Annotated in this window: 13 protein-coding genes; 8 read left to right on the forward strand and 5 right to left on the reverse strand. The window is 66.4% G+C overall.

Going from position 1 to position 15,329, the window contains the following annotated elements; translation table 11 throughout:
• The first annotated feature begins 13 nt into the window (after positions 1 to 13).
• The 4 genes from preA to AC07PT_RS02760 all read left to right on the forward strand — a co-directional run bounded on the left by preA (position 14) and on the right by AC07PT_RS02760 (position 5,747).
• Complete coding sequence (preA, locus tag AC07PT_RS02745; RefSeq protein ID WP_492350646.1) at positions 14 to 1,318, forward strand: NAD-dependent dihydropyrimidine dehydrogenase subunit PreA; 1,305 nt, start codon at positions 14 to 16, stop codon at positions 1,316 to 1,318.
• Positions 1,319 to 1,445: 127 nt separating this feature from the next.
• The gene (locus AC07PT_RS02750; RefSeq protein WP_492350645.1) at positions 1,446 to 2,936 is read left to right on the forward strand and encodes an NCS1 family nucleobase:cation symporter-1; all 1,491 of its coding nucleotides are present in this window, start codon (positions 1,446 to 1,448) and stop codon (positions 2,934 to 2,936) included.
• 82 nt (positions 2,937 to 3,018) lie between these two features.
• Positions 3,019 to 4,476 (forward strand): dihydropyrimidinase, encoded by a 1,458-nt coding sequence (gene hydA, locus AC07PT_RS02755; RefSeq protein WP_492350644.1) that lies wholly within the window; start codon positions 3,019 to 3,021, stop codon positions 4,474 to 4,476.
• 14 nt (positions 4,477 to 4,490) lie between these two features.
• Positions 4,491 to 5,747 carry a Zn-dependent hydrolase gene (locus AC07PT_RS02760; protein WP_494655704.1) on the forward strand — a complete coding sequence of 419 codons (1,257 nt, stop codon included), beginning with the start codon at positions 4,491 to 4,493 and terminating at the stop codon, positions 5,745 to 5,747.
• Between the two features lie 12 nt (positions 5,748 to 5,759).
• On the opposite strand, the gene AC07PT_RS02765 is transcribed toward AC07PT_RS02760, so the two are convergent.
• The 5 genes from AC07PT_RS02765 to AC07PT_RS02785 all read right to left on the reverse strand — a co-directional run bounded on the left by AC07PT_RS02765 (position 5,760) and on the right by AC07PT_RS02785 (position 10,488).
• Complete coding sequence (locus AC07PT_RS02765) at positions 5,760 to 6,434, reverse strand: TetR/AcrR family transcriptional regulator (RefSeq protein ID WP_494655705.1); 675 nt, start codon at positions 6,432 to 6,434, stop codon at positions 5,760 to 5,762.
• A 135-nt stretch (positions 6,435 to 6,569) separates the two neighbouring features.
• Entirely contained in the window at positions 6,570 to 7,574 is a 1,005-nt protein-coding gene (locus AC07PT_RS02770) for an ABC transporter substrate-binding protein (RefSeq protein WP_492349967.1), read from the reverse strand.
• A gap of 79 nt (positions 7,575 to 7,653) precedes the next feature.
• Complete coding sequence (locus AC07PT_RS02775; protein WP_494655706.1) at positions 7,654 to 8,796, reverse strand: ABC transporter permease; 1,143 nt, start codon at positions 8,794 to 8,796, stop codon at positions 7,654 to 7,656.
• A complete protein-coding gene (locus AC07PT_RS02780) occupies positions 8,793 to 9,677 on the reverse strand; it encodes an ABC transporter permease (RefSeq protein ID WP_492349965.1) in 885 nt (294 codons plus the stop codon). The genes AC07PT_RS02775 and AC07PT_RS02780 overlap by 4 nt, the downstream gene beginning before the upstream one ends.
• Positions 9,664 to 10,488: an ABC transporter ATP-binding protein gene (locus AC07PT_RS02785; RefSeq protein WP_492349964.1), complete on the reverse strand. Its 825-nt coding sequence runs from the start codon at positions 10,486 to 10,488 to the stop codon at positions 9,664 to 9,666. The genes AC07PT_RS02780 and AC07PT_RS02785 overlap by 14 nt, the downstream gene beginning before the upstream one ends.
• Before the next feature lie 488 nt (positions 10,489 to 10,976).
• Between AC07PT_RS02785 and bcsD the strand changes: the two genes are divergently transcribed.
• Genes bcsD through bcsA form a run of 4 tightly spaced genes read left to right on the forward strand, consistent with a single transcriptional unit; the run spans position 10,977 to position 15,327 of the window.
• A complete protein-coding gene (gene bcsD / locus AC07PT_RS02790; RefSeq protein ID WP_492349963.1) occupies positions 10,977 to 11,450 on the forward strand; it encodes a cellulose biosynthesis protein BcsD in 474 nt (157 codons plus the stop codon).
• 39 nt (positions 11,451 to 11,489) lie between these two features.
• Positions 11,490 to 12,350 (forward strand): cellulose biosynthesis protein BcsP, encoded by an 861-nt coding sequence (gene bcsP / locus AC07PT_RS02795; protein ID WP_494655707.1) that lies wholly within the window; start codon positions 11,490 to 11,492, stop codon positions 12,348 to 12,350.
• A complete protein-coding gene (gene bcsQ / locus AC07PT_RS02800; protein ID WP_492349961.1) occupies positions 12,347 to 13,120 on the forward strand; it encodes a cellulose biosynthesis protein BcsQ in 774 nt (257 codons plus the stop codon). Before bcsP ends, bcsQ begins: the two co-directional genes overlap by 4 nt.
• Positions 13,117 to 15,327: a UDP-forming cellulose synthase catalytic subunit gene (gene bcsA / locus AC07PT_RS02805; RefSeq protein ID WP_492349960.1), complete on the forward strand. Its 2,211-nt coding sequence runs from the start codon at positions 13,117 to 13,119 to the stop codon at positions 15,325 to 15,327. The genes bcsQ and bcsA overlap by 4 nt, the downstream gene beginning before the upstream one ends.
• The last annotated feature ends 2 nt before the right edge of the window (positions 15,328 to 15,329 follow it).

Here is a 15,329-nt window from a genome sequence, read left to right on the forward strand (position 1 = left end):
CAAGGAAACCGACATGGCTGACCTGAGCATTGACTTCGCGGGCATCAAGAGCCCCAACCCCTTCTGGCTGGCTTCTGCGCCGCCCACCGACAAAGCCGTCAACGTGCTGCGCGCCTTCGAGGCCGGCTGGGGCGGCGTGGTCTGGAAAACCCTGGGCGAAGACCCACCGGTGGTGAACGTGCACGGCCCGCGCTACAGCGCCCTGCTGTCGCCCGACCGCAAGGTGCTGGGCTTCAACAACATCGAGCTGATCTCCGACCGCCCGCTGGCCACCAACCTGCGCGAGATCCGCGAGGTCAAACGCGCCTTCCCCGACCGGGCCATGGTGGTGTCGCTGATGGTGCCCTGCCAAGAGTCATCGTGGAAGGCGATCCTGCCCCAGGTGGAAGACACCGGGGCGGATGGCATTGAGCTGAACTTCGGCTGCCCGCACGGCATGAGCGAGCGCGGCATGGGCGCGGCCGTGGGTCAGGTGCCCGAGTACATCCAGATGGTGACCGAGTGGTGCAAGCACTATTCGAAGATGCCCGTGATCGTGAAGCTCACCCCCAACATCACCGACGTGCGCTACCCGGCGCGGGCCGCCAAGGCCGGCGGGGCCGATGCGGTGTCGCTGATCAACACCATCAACTCCATCATGGGCGTGGACCCGCGTACCCTGACCATGGTGCCCAGCACGGCGGGCAAGGGCTCGCACGGCGGCTACTGCGGCCCGGCGGTGCGCCCCATCGCCCTGAACATGGTGGCCGAGATCGCCCGCGACGCCGAGACCGCCGGCATCCCCATCTCGGGCATCGGCGGCATCGGCACCTGGCGCGACGCGCTTGACTTCCTGGCCCTGGGTGCCGGCAGCGTGCAGGTGTGCACCGCCGCCATGGTGTACGGCTTCAAGATCGTGCAGGACATGGCCAGCGGCCTGTCCAACTACATGGACGACATGGGGATCACCTCGGTGGCCGAGATCACCGGCCGCGCCGTGCCCACGGTCAGCGACTGGCGCTTCCTCAACCTCAACCACATCAGCAAAGCCGTCATCGACACCGACAAGTGCATTGAATGCGGGCGCTGCCATGTGGTCTGCGAAGACACCTCCCATCAGGCCATCACCGCCACCAAGGACGGCAAGCGCCACTTCGAGGTCAAGGAAGAGGAATGCGTGGGCTGCAACCTGTGCGTGTCGGTGTGCCCCGTGGACGACTGCATCACGCTCAAGGACCTGGCCCCCGGCGAAATCGACCTGCGCACGGGCAAGCCCGTGAGTGCCGAGCCCCTGAACTGGACCGCGCATCCGAACAACCCGATGCGCGTCACCGCCTGAGACCTATTCCAAAGACGCCCCCAAGCAGGTGGGGCAGGCTGGCCCGGGGTGGTGAGCGGCGCGCATGCTCACTGGCTCCAGCGGCTGGCCGCACCCACCTCATCCACCCCCACGAGGAGACAAGCGCATGACCCCGAGACAAGCCGACGCCCACCCGGGCGACCTGTGGAACGAAGACCTGGCCCCCACCCAGGCGCACCAGCGCACCTGGCGCTGGATGCACTTTGCCGCCCTGTGGGTGGGCATGGTGATGTGCATCCCGGCCTACACCCTGGCCGCCAGCCTGATCGAGGCCGGCATGTCCTGGTCCCAGGCGGTGGGCACGGTGTTCCTGGGCAACCTGATCGTGCTGCTGCCCATGCTGCTGATCGGCCATGCGGGCGCCAAGCATGGCATTCCGTACGCCGTGCTGGCACGGGCCTCCTTTGGCACGCGTGGCGCCAAGCTGCCGGCCCTGCTGCGCGCCCTGGTGGCCTGCGGCTGGTACGGCATCCAGACCTGGTTCGGCGGCATGATGATCTACACCCTGGCGGGCGTGCTGATCGGCCACCCGCTGGAGGGCGACAAGCTGCCCGGCCTGGGCATCAACCTGGGCCAACTGGTGTGCTTCCTGCTGTTCTGGGCCATCCAGTTCTATTTCGTGGTGCACGGCATCGAATCGATCCGCAAGCTGGAGACCTGGACGGCCCCAATCAAGATCGTGATCTGCGGCGTGCTGCTGGTCTGGGCCTACCAGAAGGCGGGCGGCTTCGGCCCCATCCTGGACCAACCCTCTCAATTTGAAGCGGGCGGCAAGAAGGCCGGTCAGTTTCAGGCCGTGTTCTGGCCCTCGCTGACCGCCATGGTGGGCTTCTGGGCCACGCTGGCGCTGAACATCCCCGACTTCACCCGCTTCGCGCGCACCCAGCGCGATCAGGTCATCGGCCAGGCCCTGGGCCTGCCCCTGCCCATGGGCCTGCTGGCCGCCATGGCGGTGTTCGTCACCTCGGCCACCGTGGTCATCTATGGCAAGGCGCTGTGGGACCCGGTCGACCTGGCCAGCCGCATGACCGGCGCGGCCGTGCTGATCGCCCTGCTGGTGCTGCTGATCGACACCGTCAGCGTGAACCTGGCGGCCAACCTGGTGGGCCCGGCCTACGACTTCTCGGCCCTGCACCCGGCCCGCATCAGCTACCGCACCGGCGGCTATATCACCGTGGGCATCGCCATCGTGATGATGCCCTGGAAGATCCTGGAGTCCACCCAGGGCTACATCTTCACCTGGCTGATCGGCTACTCGGCCCTGCTCGGGCCGGTGGCCGGCATCCTGATGGTCGACTACTACCTGCTGCGCCGCACCGAGCTGGCGGTGAGCGAGCTGTACGACGACAACGGCCGCTACCGCTACAGCGGCGGCTGGAACTGGATCGCCGTGCTGGCCTTTGCCGCCGGCGTGGCGCCCAATGTGCCCGGCTTTCTGAATGCGGCCTTCCCCAGCACCTTCCCCGATGTGGCCGAGGGCTTCAAACAACTGTATGCCTATGCCTGGTTTGCAGGCCTGGGAATTGCATCCGTGGTCTACCGACTTGGCATGGCAGGCAGAACCCAGTCCGTGGGTCTGGTGCGCCGCCGGGTCTGAGGCCCCTCTTGCCGGGGCCTGGTGCGGCCCCGGCCTGGCACGCCGCCAGCCCGTGCGGCATTTTTGATGGAGAGACTTGCTCATGAACACAGCCCAGACCTCAGCCTTGTTGATCCGAGGCGGTACCGTCGTCAACGCCGACCGCAGCTTTCGTGCCGATGTGTTGTGCCAGGACGGCCAGATCGTGGCTGTGGGTGAGGGCCTGCAGGCCCCCGCCGGCGCCACCGTGGTCGATGCCGGCGGCCAGTACGTGATGCCGGGCGGCATCGACCCGCACACCCACATGCAACTGCCCTTCATGGGCACGGTCACGCGCGACGACTTCTTCAGCGGCACCGCGGCCGCGCTGGCGGGCGGCACCACCAGCATCATCGACTTCGTGATCCCCGACCCGCAGCAGCCGCTGCTCGACGCCTACAAGACCTGGCGCGGCTGGGCCGAGAAATCCTGCGCCGACTATGGCTTTCACGTGGCCATCACCTGGTGGGGCGACAGCGTGCACGCCGACATGGGCACCCTGGTGCGCGACGAGGGCGTGAACAGCTTCAAGCACTTCATGGCCTACAAGAACGCCATCATGTGCGACGACGAAACCCTGGTGAACAGCTTCCGCCGCGCACTGGAGCTGGGCGCCATGCCCACCGTGCACGCCGAAAACGGCGAGCTGGTCTTCCTGCTGCAGCAGGAGATGAAGAACCAGGGCATCACCGGCCCCGAAGGCCACCCACTGTCACGCCCACCCGCCGTCGAGGCCGAGGCGGCCCAGCGCGCCATCGCCATCGCCGACGTGCTCAACGTGCCGATCTATGTGGTGCACGTGTCCTGCGCCGAATCGGCCGAGGCCATCGCCCGTGCCCGCGCCAAGGGCCAACGCGTGTACGGCGAGGTGCTGGCCGGCCACCTGGTGGTGGACGACAGCGTGTACCGCCACCCCAGCTACGACGTGGCCGCTGCCCATGTGATGAGCCCGCCCTTCCGTGAAAAAAGCCACCAACAGGCGCTGTGGCGCGGCCTGCAGGCCGGCCACCTGCACACCACCGCCACCGACCACTGCACCTTCTGCGCCGAGCAAAAAGCCATGGGCAAGGCCGATTTCAGCAAGATCCCGAACGGCACCGGGGGTGTCGAGGAACGCCTGGCCGTGCTGTGGGATGAGGGCGTGAACAGCGGCCGCCTGACCCCCAGCGAGTTTGTCGCCGTGACCTCGGCCAACGCGGCCAAGCTGTTCAACCTGTACCCCCGCAAAGGCTGCGTGGCCGCCGGCGCCGATGCCGACCTGGTGGTCTGGGACCCCGCCGCCACCAAGACCCTGTCGGTCAAGACCCAGCACTCACTGGGCGACTACAACATCTTCGAAGGCAAGACCGTGACCGGCGTGCCCAGCCACACCATCAGCCAGGGCCGCCTGGTCTATGTGCAAGGCGACTTGCGCGTGGAGCGCGGCAGCGGCCGCTACCTGAAGCGCCCGCCCTTCGGCCCCACTTTTGACGCCCTGGGCCGCAAGGCCGCCCTGGCCAAGCCCACCGCCGTGACCCGCTGAAAGGAGTACCCCCCATGAACCCGAAAGACCTTCTGCCCCCCACCGAGGCCCTGCGCATCAACGGCGAACGCCTGTGGGACAGCCTGATGACCCTGGCCCGCATCGGCGGCACCGACAAGGGCGGCGTGTGCCGCCTGGCCCTGACCGAGCTCGACCGCCAGGGCCGTGACCTGGTCGTGGGCTGGGCCCGCGAGGCCGGCCTGAGCATCACTGTCGACCAGATCGGCAACGTGTTCATGCGCCGCCCCGGCCGCAACAACAACCTGCCCCCCGTCATGACCGGCAGCCACATCGACACCCAGCCCACCGGCGGCAAGTTCGACGGCAATTACGGCGTGCTGGCCGGCCTGGAGGTGGTGCGCACCCTCAATGACCACGGCATCCAGACCGAGGCCCCGATCGAGGTCGCCTTCTGGACCAACGAAGAGGGCTCGCGCTTCGTGCCCGTGATGATGGGCTCGGGCGTGTTCGCCGGCGCCTTCACCCTGGAGCACGCCTACGCCGCCACCGACACCGAGGGCAAGAGCGTCAAGGACGAGTTGGCCCGCATCGGCTACATCGGGGACCAGGTGCCGGGCCAGCACCCCATCGGCGCCTACTTCGAGACCCACATCGAGCAGGGCCCGGTGCTGGAGGACCACGACAAGACCATCGGCGTGGTCAGCGCGGTGCTGGGCATCCGCTGGTACGACTGCACCGTGACCGGCATGGAAGCCCACGCCGGCCCCACCCCCATGGGCCTGCGCAAGGACGCGCTGCAGGTCGCTACCCGCGTGATGCAAGAGGTGGTGGCCATCGGCAACCGCTACGCCCCGCACGGGCGTGGCACCGTGGGCATGGTCAACGTGCACCCCAACAGCCGCAACGTGATCCCGGGCCGGGTCAAGTTCTCGATGGACCTGCGCAACAGCACCGACGCCCTGGTCGACCAGATGGACGCCGACATCCGCGCCTACGCGGCCCAGGTGGTCGCCGAGACCGGGCTGAAGATCGAGGTCGAACTGGTGTCGCACTACCCGGCCCAGCCCTTCCACGCCGACTGCGTGAATGCGGTGCAGCGCGCCGCCGAGCGCCTGGGCTACAGCCACATGCCCGCCGTGTCAGGCGCGGGCCACGATGCCGTCTACATGGCCAAGCTGGCGCCCACGGGCATGATCTTCATCCCCTGCAAAGATGGCATCAGCCACAACGAGATCGAGGACGCCAAGCCCGAGCACATCACCGCGGGCTGCAACGTGCTGCTGCAGGCCATGCTGGAGCGGGCGGGCTGAAGCGTCGCCCCCTCAGGGGGGCGTCAATCCACACCCTCGCAGCACCAGCCCCACCACATGTTCGGTGGCCTCGGCATAGTCCTTGGGCGTGAGGGCGCTGCGCCCCAGCACGGCAGCGATCTGCACATCAAAGTCGGCATAGGTCTGGGTGGCAGACCAGATGGTGAAGAACAGGTGCACGGTGCTGACCGGCGCCATGCGGCCCTGGGCCACCCAACCGTCGAGCACGGCGGCCTTTTCGAGCACCAGGTCGCGCAGTTCGGTCTCCAGCAGGGTCTGCAACACAGGCGCCCCATGCAGCAACTCGTTGGCGAACACCTTGGAGGCATGCGGGCGCTGCTGCGACAGGCGCATCTTGTCGCGGATGTAATCCCCCAGGGCCGTGGCGGGGTCGGCCTCGGGCGTGATGCCGTGCGTGGGCGCCAGCCAGTCGCTGAGGGTGCGCGCCAGCACGGCCCGGTACAGGTCTTGTTTGTTACCGAAGTAGTAATGCAGGTTGGCCTTGGGCAGGTCGGCCGCTTCGGCAATGGCGGCCATGGTGGCGCCGCTGAAGCCGGCACCGGCAAACACGCGCTCGGCAGCCTCCAGGATCAGGCTCTCGTTGGCCTGTCGGATCTGGCCTTTGGCGGCATCAGCAGCGGCCGCGGAGGCCGCCGGGGCAGACGGGAGCTTGGGGACGGAAGGCATGGGATCTCTTCAGAGGAAAAAAGCGGGCAGCGCCCCATCGGGCGCCTGTGCAAACACACAGGGGCGAAGGATACGCTGCCCGCGGGGCAGGCCTGCCGCTCATGCGCAGGCCGAGGAGGGGACCGAACCAGCCCGTCAATGCTGGGCGGCTTCCCACACCACATGGCTGTAGGCGGCCTTGCCCGGGTCTTTCTTGATGACCGGCGAGCTACCGCCGTTGAGCAGGACCTTGACCGTGCGCTCGTAGGCAGCCGGGTCCAGGTAGCCGATCTTGTCGGTGCCCGCCTTGCTGATCAGCTTGGCCACGTTCTCCATCTGGCGCTTCTGCACCGCCACGGTGGCGCTGCCCGAACTGTCTTGCGCCACCACGATCTTGGCGGCCTCCTCGGGGTTCTTGACGGCCTCGTTCCAACCCTTGAAGGTAGCCTTCAGGAACTTGCCCATCTTGGCCACAAAGGCCTTGTCCTTGAGGCTGGATTCGAGCACATACAAGCCGTCTTCCAGCGAGGCCACGCCCTGGTCCTCATAGAAAAAGGTCACCAGGTCGCTTTCCTTGACGCCGGCATCCACCACCTGCCAGTACTCGTTGTAGATCATGGTCGAGATGCAGGCGGCCTGGTTCTGCAGCAGCGGGTCGACGTTGAAGCCTTGCTTGAGGATCTTGATGTCGCTGTCGGTCTTGTAGCCCAGCTTGGCCATCCAATTCAGGAAGGGGTACTCATTGCCGCCGTACCAGACGCCCAGGGTCTTGCCCTTGAGGTCTTTCGGGCTGCTCACGCCGCTGGACTTCTTGCAGGTCAGCATCAGGCCCGAGCGGTCAAACACCTGGGCGATGTTGACCAGAGGCACGCCGGCCTCGCGCGCCGCCAGGGCGTCGGGCATCCAGTTGACGATGGCATCGGCCGACTTGCCCGCGATCACCTGCACCGGCGAGATGTCGGGGCCGCCGGGTTTGATGGTCACGTCCAGCCCGGCCTCTTTGTAGAAGCCCTTGGCCTGGGCCACGTAGTAGCCCGCAAACTGGGCCTGAGGCACCCACTTCAGCTGCACCGTGACCTTGTCGGCCGCGTGCGCGGCGGCACCGCCCAAGGCCAGCAGGGCTGCCAGCACGCCAGCGGACAAGCGAAAAGAACTCTTCATGGGACGCTCCTTGTGATGAAAAAAGACAGACAGGGGTGAAAGAACACAGAACAAGCGATGCACAGCAGGCCTTGCCGCCTCAGCCCCGCACCGAGGGATGCCAGAACGCCACCCGGCGTTCCAGACGCACGAGCAAGGCGTAGGCCAGCGAGCCGGTGACCGCCGCCACCGCGATCGCGCCCCACACCAGGGCCATGTTCATGCGCGCGGCCTCGGTGGAGATGCGAAAGCCCAACCCGGCCGTGGGCGAGCCGAAGAACTCGGCCACGATGGCGCCGATCAGGGCCAGCGTGGCATTCACCTTCAGCGCCCCCACCACAAAGGGCGATGCGGCGGGCAGGCGCAGGCTCCACAGCGTGCGGCCATAGCTGGCGGCGTAGCTGTGCATCAGTTCGCGCTCCAGGCGCCCCGCCGACTGCAGGCCTGCCAGCGTGGACACCAGCATCGGAAAGAAGGTCATCAGCACCACCACCGCCGCCTTGGACGGCCAGTCAAAGCCAAACCACATCACGGCAATCGGCGCCACCCCCACCAGAGGCACCGTGCTGGTCAACGAAGCGATCGGCAGCAGGCCACGCTGCAAAAAAGGCTGGCGGTCGATGGCCACTGCCACCGCAAAGCCCAGGCCCGAGCCCAGCAGCCAACCGACCACCACCGCCTTGAGCACGGTCTGCACAAAGTCGCCGCCCAAGGTGGCCGCGTGGGTCCACAAGGCCTCCAGCACCAAGGCTGGCGGGGGCAACAGCACCCTGGGCACCTCCAGCGCCACGGTCAGCAACTGCCAGGCATACAGCACCCACAGGCCGAACAGCAGCGGCGCCAGCGCCGCATCGAAACGCTGCCCTTCGAGTGCTGCACAGCGCTGGATGGTCAGCACCGCCAGCGCGCCCAGGCCCAAGGCCCCCAACCAAAACCCGGCCGCGGCCGAAGCGGCTGCCTGTGCCGGCGGCAGTTGCAACCAACCGATGGCGGCCAGACCGGCCATCGCGGTCAGGCCCAATGAGGCCGCACGGCCGCTGGGGCGCAGCCCCAGAACAGCAGCCAGCACGCCCAGCAGTGCCGCCAGCCAGGCCGCCGGCTGGGCCAGCAACGATGACATGGCGGGCGCGGCACCCTCGGCTTCCAACACCATCAGCGGCTGCAGCGCGCACAGCAGCCAAAAGGCCAGCGCGGCCACCGCGGTGAACTGCCCGGCCTGGCGCATGTTTGCGGTGCTTGTCATGAGCGCCTCCTGTTGCGCAAAACCCATTGCTCCAGGCCCGCCATCGCTCCTGACAAGGCCAGACCCAGCAGGGCCGACATCAGCAGGGCAGACCAGATCTGCACCGTGTTGCCGTAGTACGAGCCGGTCAGCAGCCGCGCGCCCAGGCCGGCCTGGGCTCCGGTGGGCAGCTCGGCCACCATGGCGCCCACCAGACCGGCGGCAATGGCCACCTTGAGCGACGGGAACACAAACGGCAAGGCGGCGGGCAGGCGCAGCAACCAAAGGGCCTGCCATCGGCTGGCCGCATAGGTGTGCATCAGTTCGGTCTCGATGCGCTGCGGCGAGCGAAGGCCCTGCACGGCCGCCACCGTGACCGGGAAAAAGCACAGGTACATGGCGATCACGGCCTTGGGCAACACGCCGCTGAAGCCCAGGCTGCCCAGGATCACCAGCACAATCGGCGCAATCGCCAGCACGGGAATGGTCTGCGAGGCCACCACCCAGGGCAGCAGGGCCCGGTCCAGCGTGCGTGAATGCACGATCAGCACCGCCAGCACGCCCCCGAGCACCGTGCCCATGACAAAGCCCAGCAGGGTGGATTGGCCGGTCACCCACACATGGAACATCAGGTTGCGCGGCGAATCCAGCGGCCAGTCCACCAGGCTGGACCAGAAATCCAGTGCGATCTGGTGCGGCGCGGGCAGCACCGGGCGCTGCAGGGCCCAGGTGGTCTGCACCAGATCGATCCAATCCCAGGCACCGCGCGGGTTCAACACCCGCTCGATGGCCCCGGGGGCATTCAGCCAGATGGCCAAGGCATACCAGAGCAGCACGATGGCCGCCACGATCACCGCCACCGGGCCAACCGAGCCGCCCCAACGGGTGTCAGTGGTGCCCATCGGCCAGCGCCTCCCGCACTTCGTGCGCCATCTGCATGAACTCGGGCGTGTCGCGCAGCCCCAGATGCCGCTCATCGGGCAGGCGCGACTCGATCACCTTCACGATGCGCCCGGGGCGCGGCGACATCACCACGATGCGGGTGGACAGGTACACCGCCTCGGAGATGGAGTGGGTGACAAACACCACCGTGCGCCGCTCGCGACACCACAGCTGCTGCAATTGTTCGTTGAGGCCGTCGCGGGTGATCTCGTCCAGGGCCCCGAAGGGCTCGTCCATCATCAGGATGCGTGGCTCGAACGCCATGGCGCGTGCAATCGACACCCGCTGCTGCATGCCACCCGACAGTTGCCAGGGGTATTTGTTCTCGAACTGGGCCAGGCCCACCCGCCCCAGTTGCTCACGCGCCACCGCCAAGGCTTCGTCCTTGGCCCGGCCCTGGATCTGCAAGGGCAGCATCACGTTGGCCAGCACGGTGCGCCATGGGAACAGGGCCGGCGCCTGGAACACATAACCGTAGGCCCTGGCCTGACGCGCCTCGCGCGGGCTCACGCCATTGACCAATACTTCGCCCCCCGAAATCGGCTCCAGGTCGGCGATCACACGCAGCAAGGTGGTCTTGCCGCAGCCCGAGGGGCCAATCAGAGAGACGAACTCCCCCTGGGCGATGGTGAGATCCACCTCTTGCAGGGCACGCACGGGCGCGTCGGCAGCCGGATAGATCACGCTGGCGGCGCGCACCTCCACAGCGCGGCGCGCCGTGGGCACCGCCATCGGGTGGGCGGGGGGTGTTTCATTCAGAAGAGACGACATGGGGCAATCCAAAACCTAACCAAATGGTCAATTTCAGAAAACCCAAAGCTAAATCCGTGCCAGAAAAAATGCACCAGAGCAGGCACAAAGCACTGCCGGCCCAGCCCCGACCGCACCAAAACCTGTCGCGGTGGTCTGACACCAGCCACCGACGGCACTGACTTGAGTCAGAGCGTCTCGCACCGAAGTGGCCGCGGGTCAAGCTGCCGCGGGTGAACTCTGGCCGTCACGCAACCCGATACAGACCGGCACAGGAACAGCCTCGACAAGACCCCATAAAAAGAGAAAATCAGCACCAATCAGTATCGAAAAATCATATATCACCCCAGTGAGCGCAAAAGCCCCGTGGACTGATGGCCAGAACGTGGCCAATTTCACACCGTGGCAACAGGATGTTTTGTTAACATTTAGCAACCATTTGAGGTAGGGGATCGACAAAGGCCCCGGTGCCGGATACACCTAATAACATTTGAGAACAGGGTTTTGCCATGAGCGATGTCAATTCGGGTCAACCGACAGACGTGTCCGAGCACTTGGCACGTCAGCAGTGCGCTCGCCAATGGCGGCATTTCCTGCACGCGCTGGCGGCTGAATTCACCGCCGCGCTCCCCCCCGCCGATCTGCGCGCACTGAGCCGACGCATCGGCCTGCGCTTTGCCACCGAACTGCCCCTGCCCCCGCAACCCACGCTGGCGGGAGTGCAAGCGGCCATGTCGCGCCAATGGCAAGACCTAGACTGGGGCTGGGTGAACCTGGTGCAACAAGCCGACCATGTGGAGATCGCCCACTTCTGCTCGCCATTGGCCTCTGCCTTTGGTGCCTCGGCCACGGACTGGGCCAGCGGTTTCCTCGAAGGGGTCTACCAGCAATGGTTTGAGCAGCAGGGCGCACCGGGCCTTGTCGTCAGCCAGACCCAGGCCACCGACGGCTGGGGCAGCGTCAGTTTCCGGCTTGGCCGCTGAGCCAGCCCTAGGCCCTGAAGCCTGTCAAAGAGTGCCCCAATGACCAAATCTGAAGACATCGTCAACCTGTTCCAACAGTTCGGCGGACAAGTTGACGACTACCAGGAATTGAGTCGACAACAATCAGCCGCGCAGGCCAAGAAGCGCTGGCCCCTGCTGTCCGCGCTGGAGTTGGGCCAGGCCACGGCCGCCACAGCGCCGGGCGTGGCCGCAGCCGAAGCCCCCGTGACCGCTGGCCCGATCGAGTTCCGTCCGGCCCCCATCGCCCCCCCTGTTCAAGTGCTGGCGCCGAGCGGCCAGCACCTGAGCTCAGCCGAACTGGCATTGGGCACGCCAACACCCGCACCCGCACCCGTGCCAGCACCCGCACCCGCACCCGCACCGGTCGCTGCCGCAGTACCTGCTCAGCCCCCAACACCTGCGCTGGCGACCTTCGCCCCCGCACCTGCGGCTGTGGTGGCAGCTGTGCCCACGCCAGCGCCGGCCGCGCCTCCTTCCGTTCAGGCCCCCACGTCGATGCATTGGCCCGCCCCCACGGCCACAGAGGCTGCAGCCAGCCCTGCGGTGTCCGCGGCTTGGGCGCCGGCGGTGCCTGCCGCACCGGTTCGCGCACCAGAGCTCCCCCTGCAGGCAGGGCCGGCCCCGGTGTTCTCGCAGCCAACGGTCCCTGCTGCAGTACAGGCGCCACTGCCAGCCCCCCGCGCGCTCACCAGCACGTCGCCGCTGGCCAGTCTGGCTCAAACGATCCAAGCGGCACCGACGCCTGCGGCCCCCGTCCCACCAAGCACAGAATTGCAAGGCATTTTTGACCGCCTGGCCGGTCGTGCCGAAGTGGCACCGCCACCACCGCCACCGTCAGGTCTGGCGGCCTTGTGGCAGAACCTGCGAGGTGGCGCATGAAGGTGCTGGCCGTTGTCTCCTCCAAGGGCGGGGTTGGAAAGACCACCGTCACGGCCAATCTGGCCTGTGCGCTGGCACGCCAGGGTCGCACCGTGGTGGTGCTGGATCTGGACCCTCAAAACGCCCTGGGGCTTCACTTCGGTGTCAGCCCGAGTGAGTTCCGAGGCATCTCGCGCGCCTCCTTGGCCCAGCAGAGCTGGAAAAGCGTGGTGTTCGAAAGCCGGACCGGCGTGTATGTGCTGCCCTACGGGGTCGTCAACGAAGACGATCGTGACCGTTTTGAGCACCTGATCGAGACTCGCCTGTTCTGGCTGCGCGATCAACTTCAGGCCTTGAATCTGCCGCCCGATGCCGTGGTGCTGCTGGACACCCCGCCGGGCCCATCGGTCTACCTCAAGCAAGCCTTGGCCGAAGCCCACCTGGCCCTGGTGGTAGTGCTGGCCGACGCGGCGTCCTACGCCGCCTTGCCGCTGATGCAGCGGCTGGTGCAGACCTACTGCACAGGCCAGCCGAACTTCTCTGAAGCGCTTTACGTGGTCAACCAGGCCAACAACAGCCGTCAACTCTCCAAGGACGTGTCCAACGTGATCCGTTCCAGCTTCGGCGATCGCGTGGTGGGCACCATCCATCAGGATCAGTCGGTCGGTGACGCCCTGGCCAATGATCTGTGCGTGCTCGACTACGAATCGGGCAGCCAGGCCGCCAACGACTTCCGGGCCTGCGCCGAGAAAATCGCCCAGCGCCTGTCCACCAGGACCGCCACCGCATGAGCACCTCCTCGCCCTCGAGACCGGCTGTGCCCGGCTCCAACGAAGACACCCAGGCCGACCCCAGCAAACGCTGGGGTCGTTTTCTGAACAGCGTCACGGAGTCGCCGATCTGGAACCACCCGGTGGCCCAGTACGCCACCGGGATCCTGGCCTTTTTGCTGTTCCTGCTGGTGATCAGCGTCCCGCTGGACCTGACCGAGCAGGTCATCTTTGCGAGCACCACGTTTGCGGTGGCCCTGCTGCTGCGCAAGACCAAGGGCCGGGTGACGACCCTGACCATGATGACGCTGTCGATCTCGGCCTCCACCCGCTACATCTGGTGGCGCCTGACCGACACCGTGGGGTTTGAAAACCCGCTGGATGCCTTCTTCGGCTTCGGCCTGGTGGCCGCTGAGCTGTATGCCTTCACCGTGCTGCTGATCGGCTATTTCCAGACCATCTGGCCTCTGGGTCGCAAGCCGGTGCCCCTGCCCGCCGATGCGTCAAGCTGGCCCAGCGTGGATGTTTTCATCCCCACCTACAACGAACCGCTGGACGTGGTGAAGCAGACCGTGTTCTCGGCCATGAGCCTGGATTGGCCAGCCGACCGCCTCAAGGTCTACGTGCTTGACGATGGCCGACGCAGCGACTTCCGCAAGTTCTGCGAGGACGTGGGGGTGGGCTACAAGATCCGTGGCAACAACCGCCACGCCAAGGCCGGCAACATCAATGCAGCCCTGGCGACCACCGACGGCGAGTATGTGGCCATCTTCGACTGTGACCACATCCCGACCCGCTCCTTCCTGCAGGTCTGCATGGGCTGGTTCCTCAAGGACGACAAGATGGCGATGCTGCAGACGCCACACGTGTTCTTCTCGCCCGACCCCTTCGAGAAAAACCTTGAGACCTTCCACCGCACCCCCAATGAGGGCGAGTTGTTCTACGGCGTGGTGCAGGACGGCAACGACCTCTGGAATGCCTCGTTCTTCTGTGGCTCCTGTGCCGTCATCAAGCGCGCACCGCTGATGGAAATCGGTGGCGTGGCCATCGAGACCGTGACCGAAGACGCCCACACCGCCCTGAAGCTGCACCGCAAGGGCTACAACACGGCGTACCTTGAAATCCCGCAGGCTGCTGGCCTGGCCACCGAAAGCCTGTCAGGCCATATCGGACAACGCATCCGCTGGGCACGGGGCATGGCGCAGATCGGGCGGGTCGACAACCCCCTGTTCGGCCCCGGCCTCAAGATCGGCCAGCGGCTGTGCTACCTGAATGCGCTGCTGCACTTCTTCTACGGCCTGCCACGCCTGATCTTTCTGACGGCACCGCTGGCCTACCTGCTGTTCGGGGCCCACGTGTTCCAGGCCACGGCCCTGATGATCTCGGCCTACGCCCTGCCTCACCTGGCCCACGCCAGCATCACCAACTCGCGCATCCAGGGCCGTTACCGCTACTCGTTCTGGAACGAGGTGTACGAATCCGTGCTGGCCTGGTACATCATGCGCCCGGTGCTGATGGCTTTCATCAACCCCAAATTGGGCAAGTTCAACGTGACGGCCAAAGGGGGCGTGATCGAAGAGGCCTACTTTGACTGGGGCATCGCCCGCCCCTACCTGGTGCTGCTGATCGCCAACCTGTTCGGCTTCGCCGTCGGTGTGTGGCAGATGGTGTTCCAGGACAACCCCGAGATCACCACCCTGTTCATCAACATGCTGTGGACGGCCTACAACATCGTGTTGTCCAGTGCCAGCCTGGCCGTGGCCAGTGAAAGCCGCCAGGTCCGCGTCACGCCACGGGTGGCGGCCGCACTGCCCGCAGCCATCCGCCTGGACAACGGCAAGGTGCTGACTTGCCAGACCGACGACTTCTCGCAGCAGGGCCTGGGGCTGACCGTGCCGGACGGGGTGCAGATCCCCACCGGCACCAAGCTGCAGGTGTCGCTGTTCCGCTCGGACGAAGAAGGGGTTTTCCCGGCGGTTGTCACCTTCGGCGGCAAAGGACGGCTGGGTGTGCGTTTCGACAACCTGAGCCTGGCCCAGCAGGCCGAATTGGCAGCCCTGACCTTCTCCCGCGCCGATGCCTGGGTCACCACCTGGGGCCAGCGCCAACAGGACAAACCCCTCAGCTCTCTCGGCGGCGTGCTCGCCATCGGCGTGCGCGGCATCAACGAATTGACAAGCAACATCGTCAAATCACTGCGCCTGCGCCGGACCTCCAACGCCAAGTGACC

The sequence above is a fragment of the Curvibacter sp. GW821-FHT09D12 genome (genome assembly GCF_059416245.1).

What these genes read in the sequence shown, in the direction of transcription:
- preA (WP_492350646.1), top strand. Translation starts at nt 14, where the DNA reads ATGGCTGACCTGAGCATTGACTTCGCGGGCATCAAGAGCCCCAACCCC.
- AC07PT_RS02750 (WP_492350645.1), top strand. Translation starts at nt 1,446, where the DNA reads ATGACCCCGAGACAAGCCGACGCCCACCCGGGCGACCTGTGGAACGAA.
- hydA (WP_492350644.1), top strand. Translation starts at nt 3,019, where the DNA reads ATGAACACAGCCCAGACCTCAGCCTTGTTGATCCGAGGCGGTACCGTC.
- AC07PT_RS02760 (WP_494655704.1), top strand. Translation starts at nt 4,491, where the DNA reads ATGAACCCGAAAGACCTTCTGCCCCCCACCGAGGCCCTGCGCATCAAC.
- AC07PT_RS02765 (WP_494655705.1), bottom strand. Translation starts at nt 6,434, where the DNA reads ATGCCTTCCGTCCCCAAGCTCCCGTCTGCCCCGGCGGCCTCCGCGGCC.
- AC07PT_RS02770 (WP_492349967.1), bottom strand. Translation starts at nt 7,574, where the DNA reads ATGAAGAGTTCTTTTCGCTTGTCCGCTGGCGTGCTGGCAGCCCTGCTG.
- AC07PT_RS02775 (WP_494655706.1), bottom strand. Translation starts at nt 8,796, where the DNA reads ATGACAAGCACCGCAAACATGCGCCAGGCCGGGCAGTTCACCGCGGTG.
- AC07PT_RS02780 (WP_492349965.1), bottom strand. Translation starts at nt 9,677, where the DNA reads ATGGGCACCACTGACACCCGTTGGGGCGGCTCGGTTGGCCCGGTGGCG.
- AC07PT_RS02785 (WP_492349964.1), bottom strand. Translation starts at nt 10,488, where the DNA reads ATGTCGTCTCTTCTGAATGAAACACCCCCCGCCCACCCGATGGCGGTG.
- bcsD (WP_492349963.1), top strand. Translation starts at nt 10,977, where the DNA reads ATGAGCGATGTCAATTCGGGTCAACCGACAGACGTGTCCGAGCACTTG.
- bcsP (WP_494655707.1), top strand. Translation starts at nt 11,490, where the DNA reads ATGACCAAATCTGAAGACATCGTCAACCTGTTCCAACAGTTCGGCGGA.
- bcsQ (WP_492349961.1), top strand. Translation starts at nt 12,347, where the DNA reads ATGAAGGTGCTGGCCGTTGTCTCCTCCAAGGGCGGGGTTGGAAAGACC.
- bcsA (WP_492349960.1), top strand. Translation starts at nt 13,117, where the DNA reads ATGAGCACCTCCTCGCCCTCGAGACCGGCTGTGCCCGGCTCCAACGAA.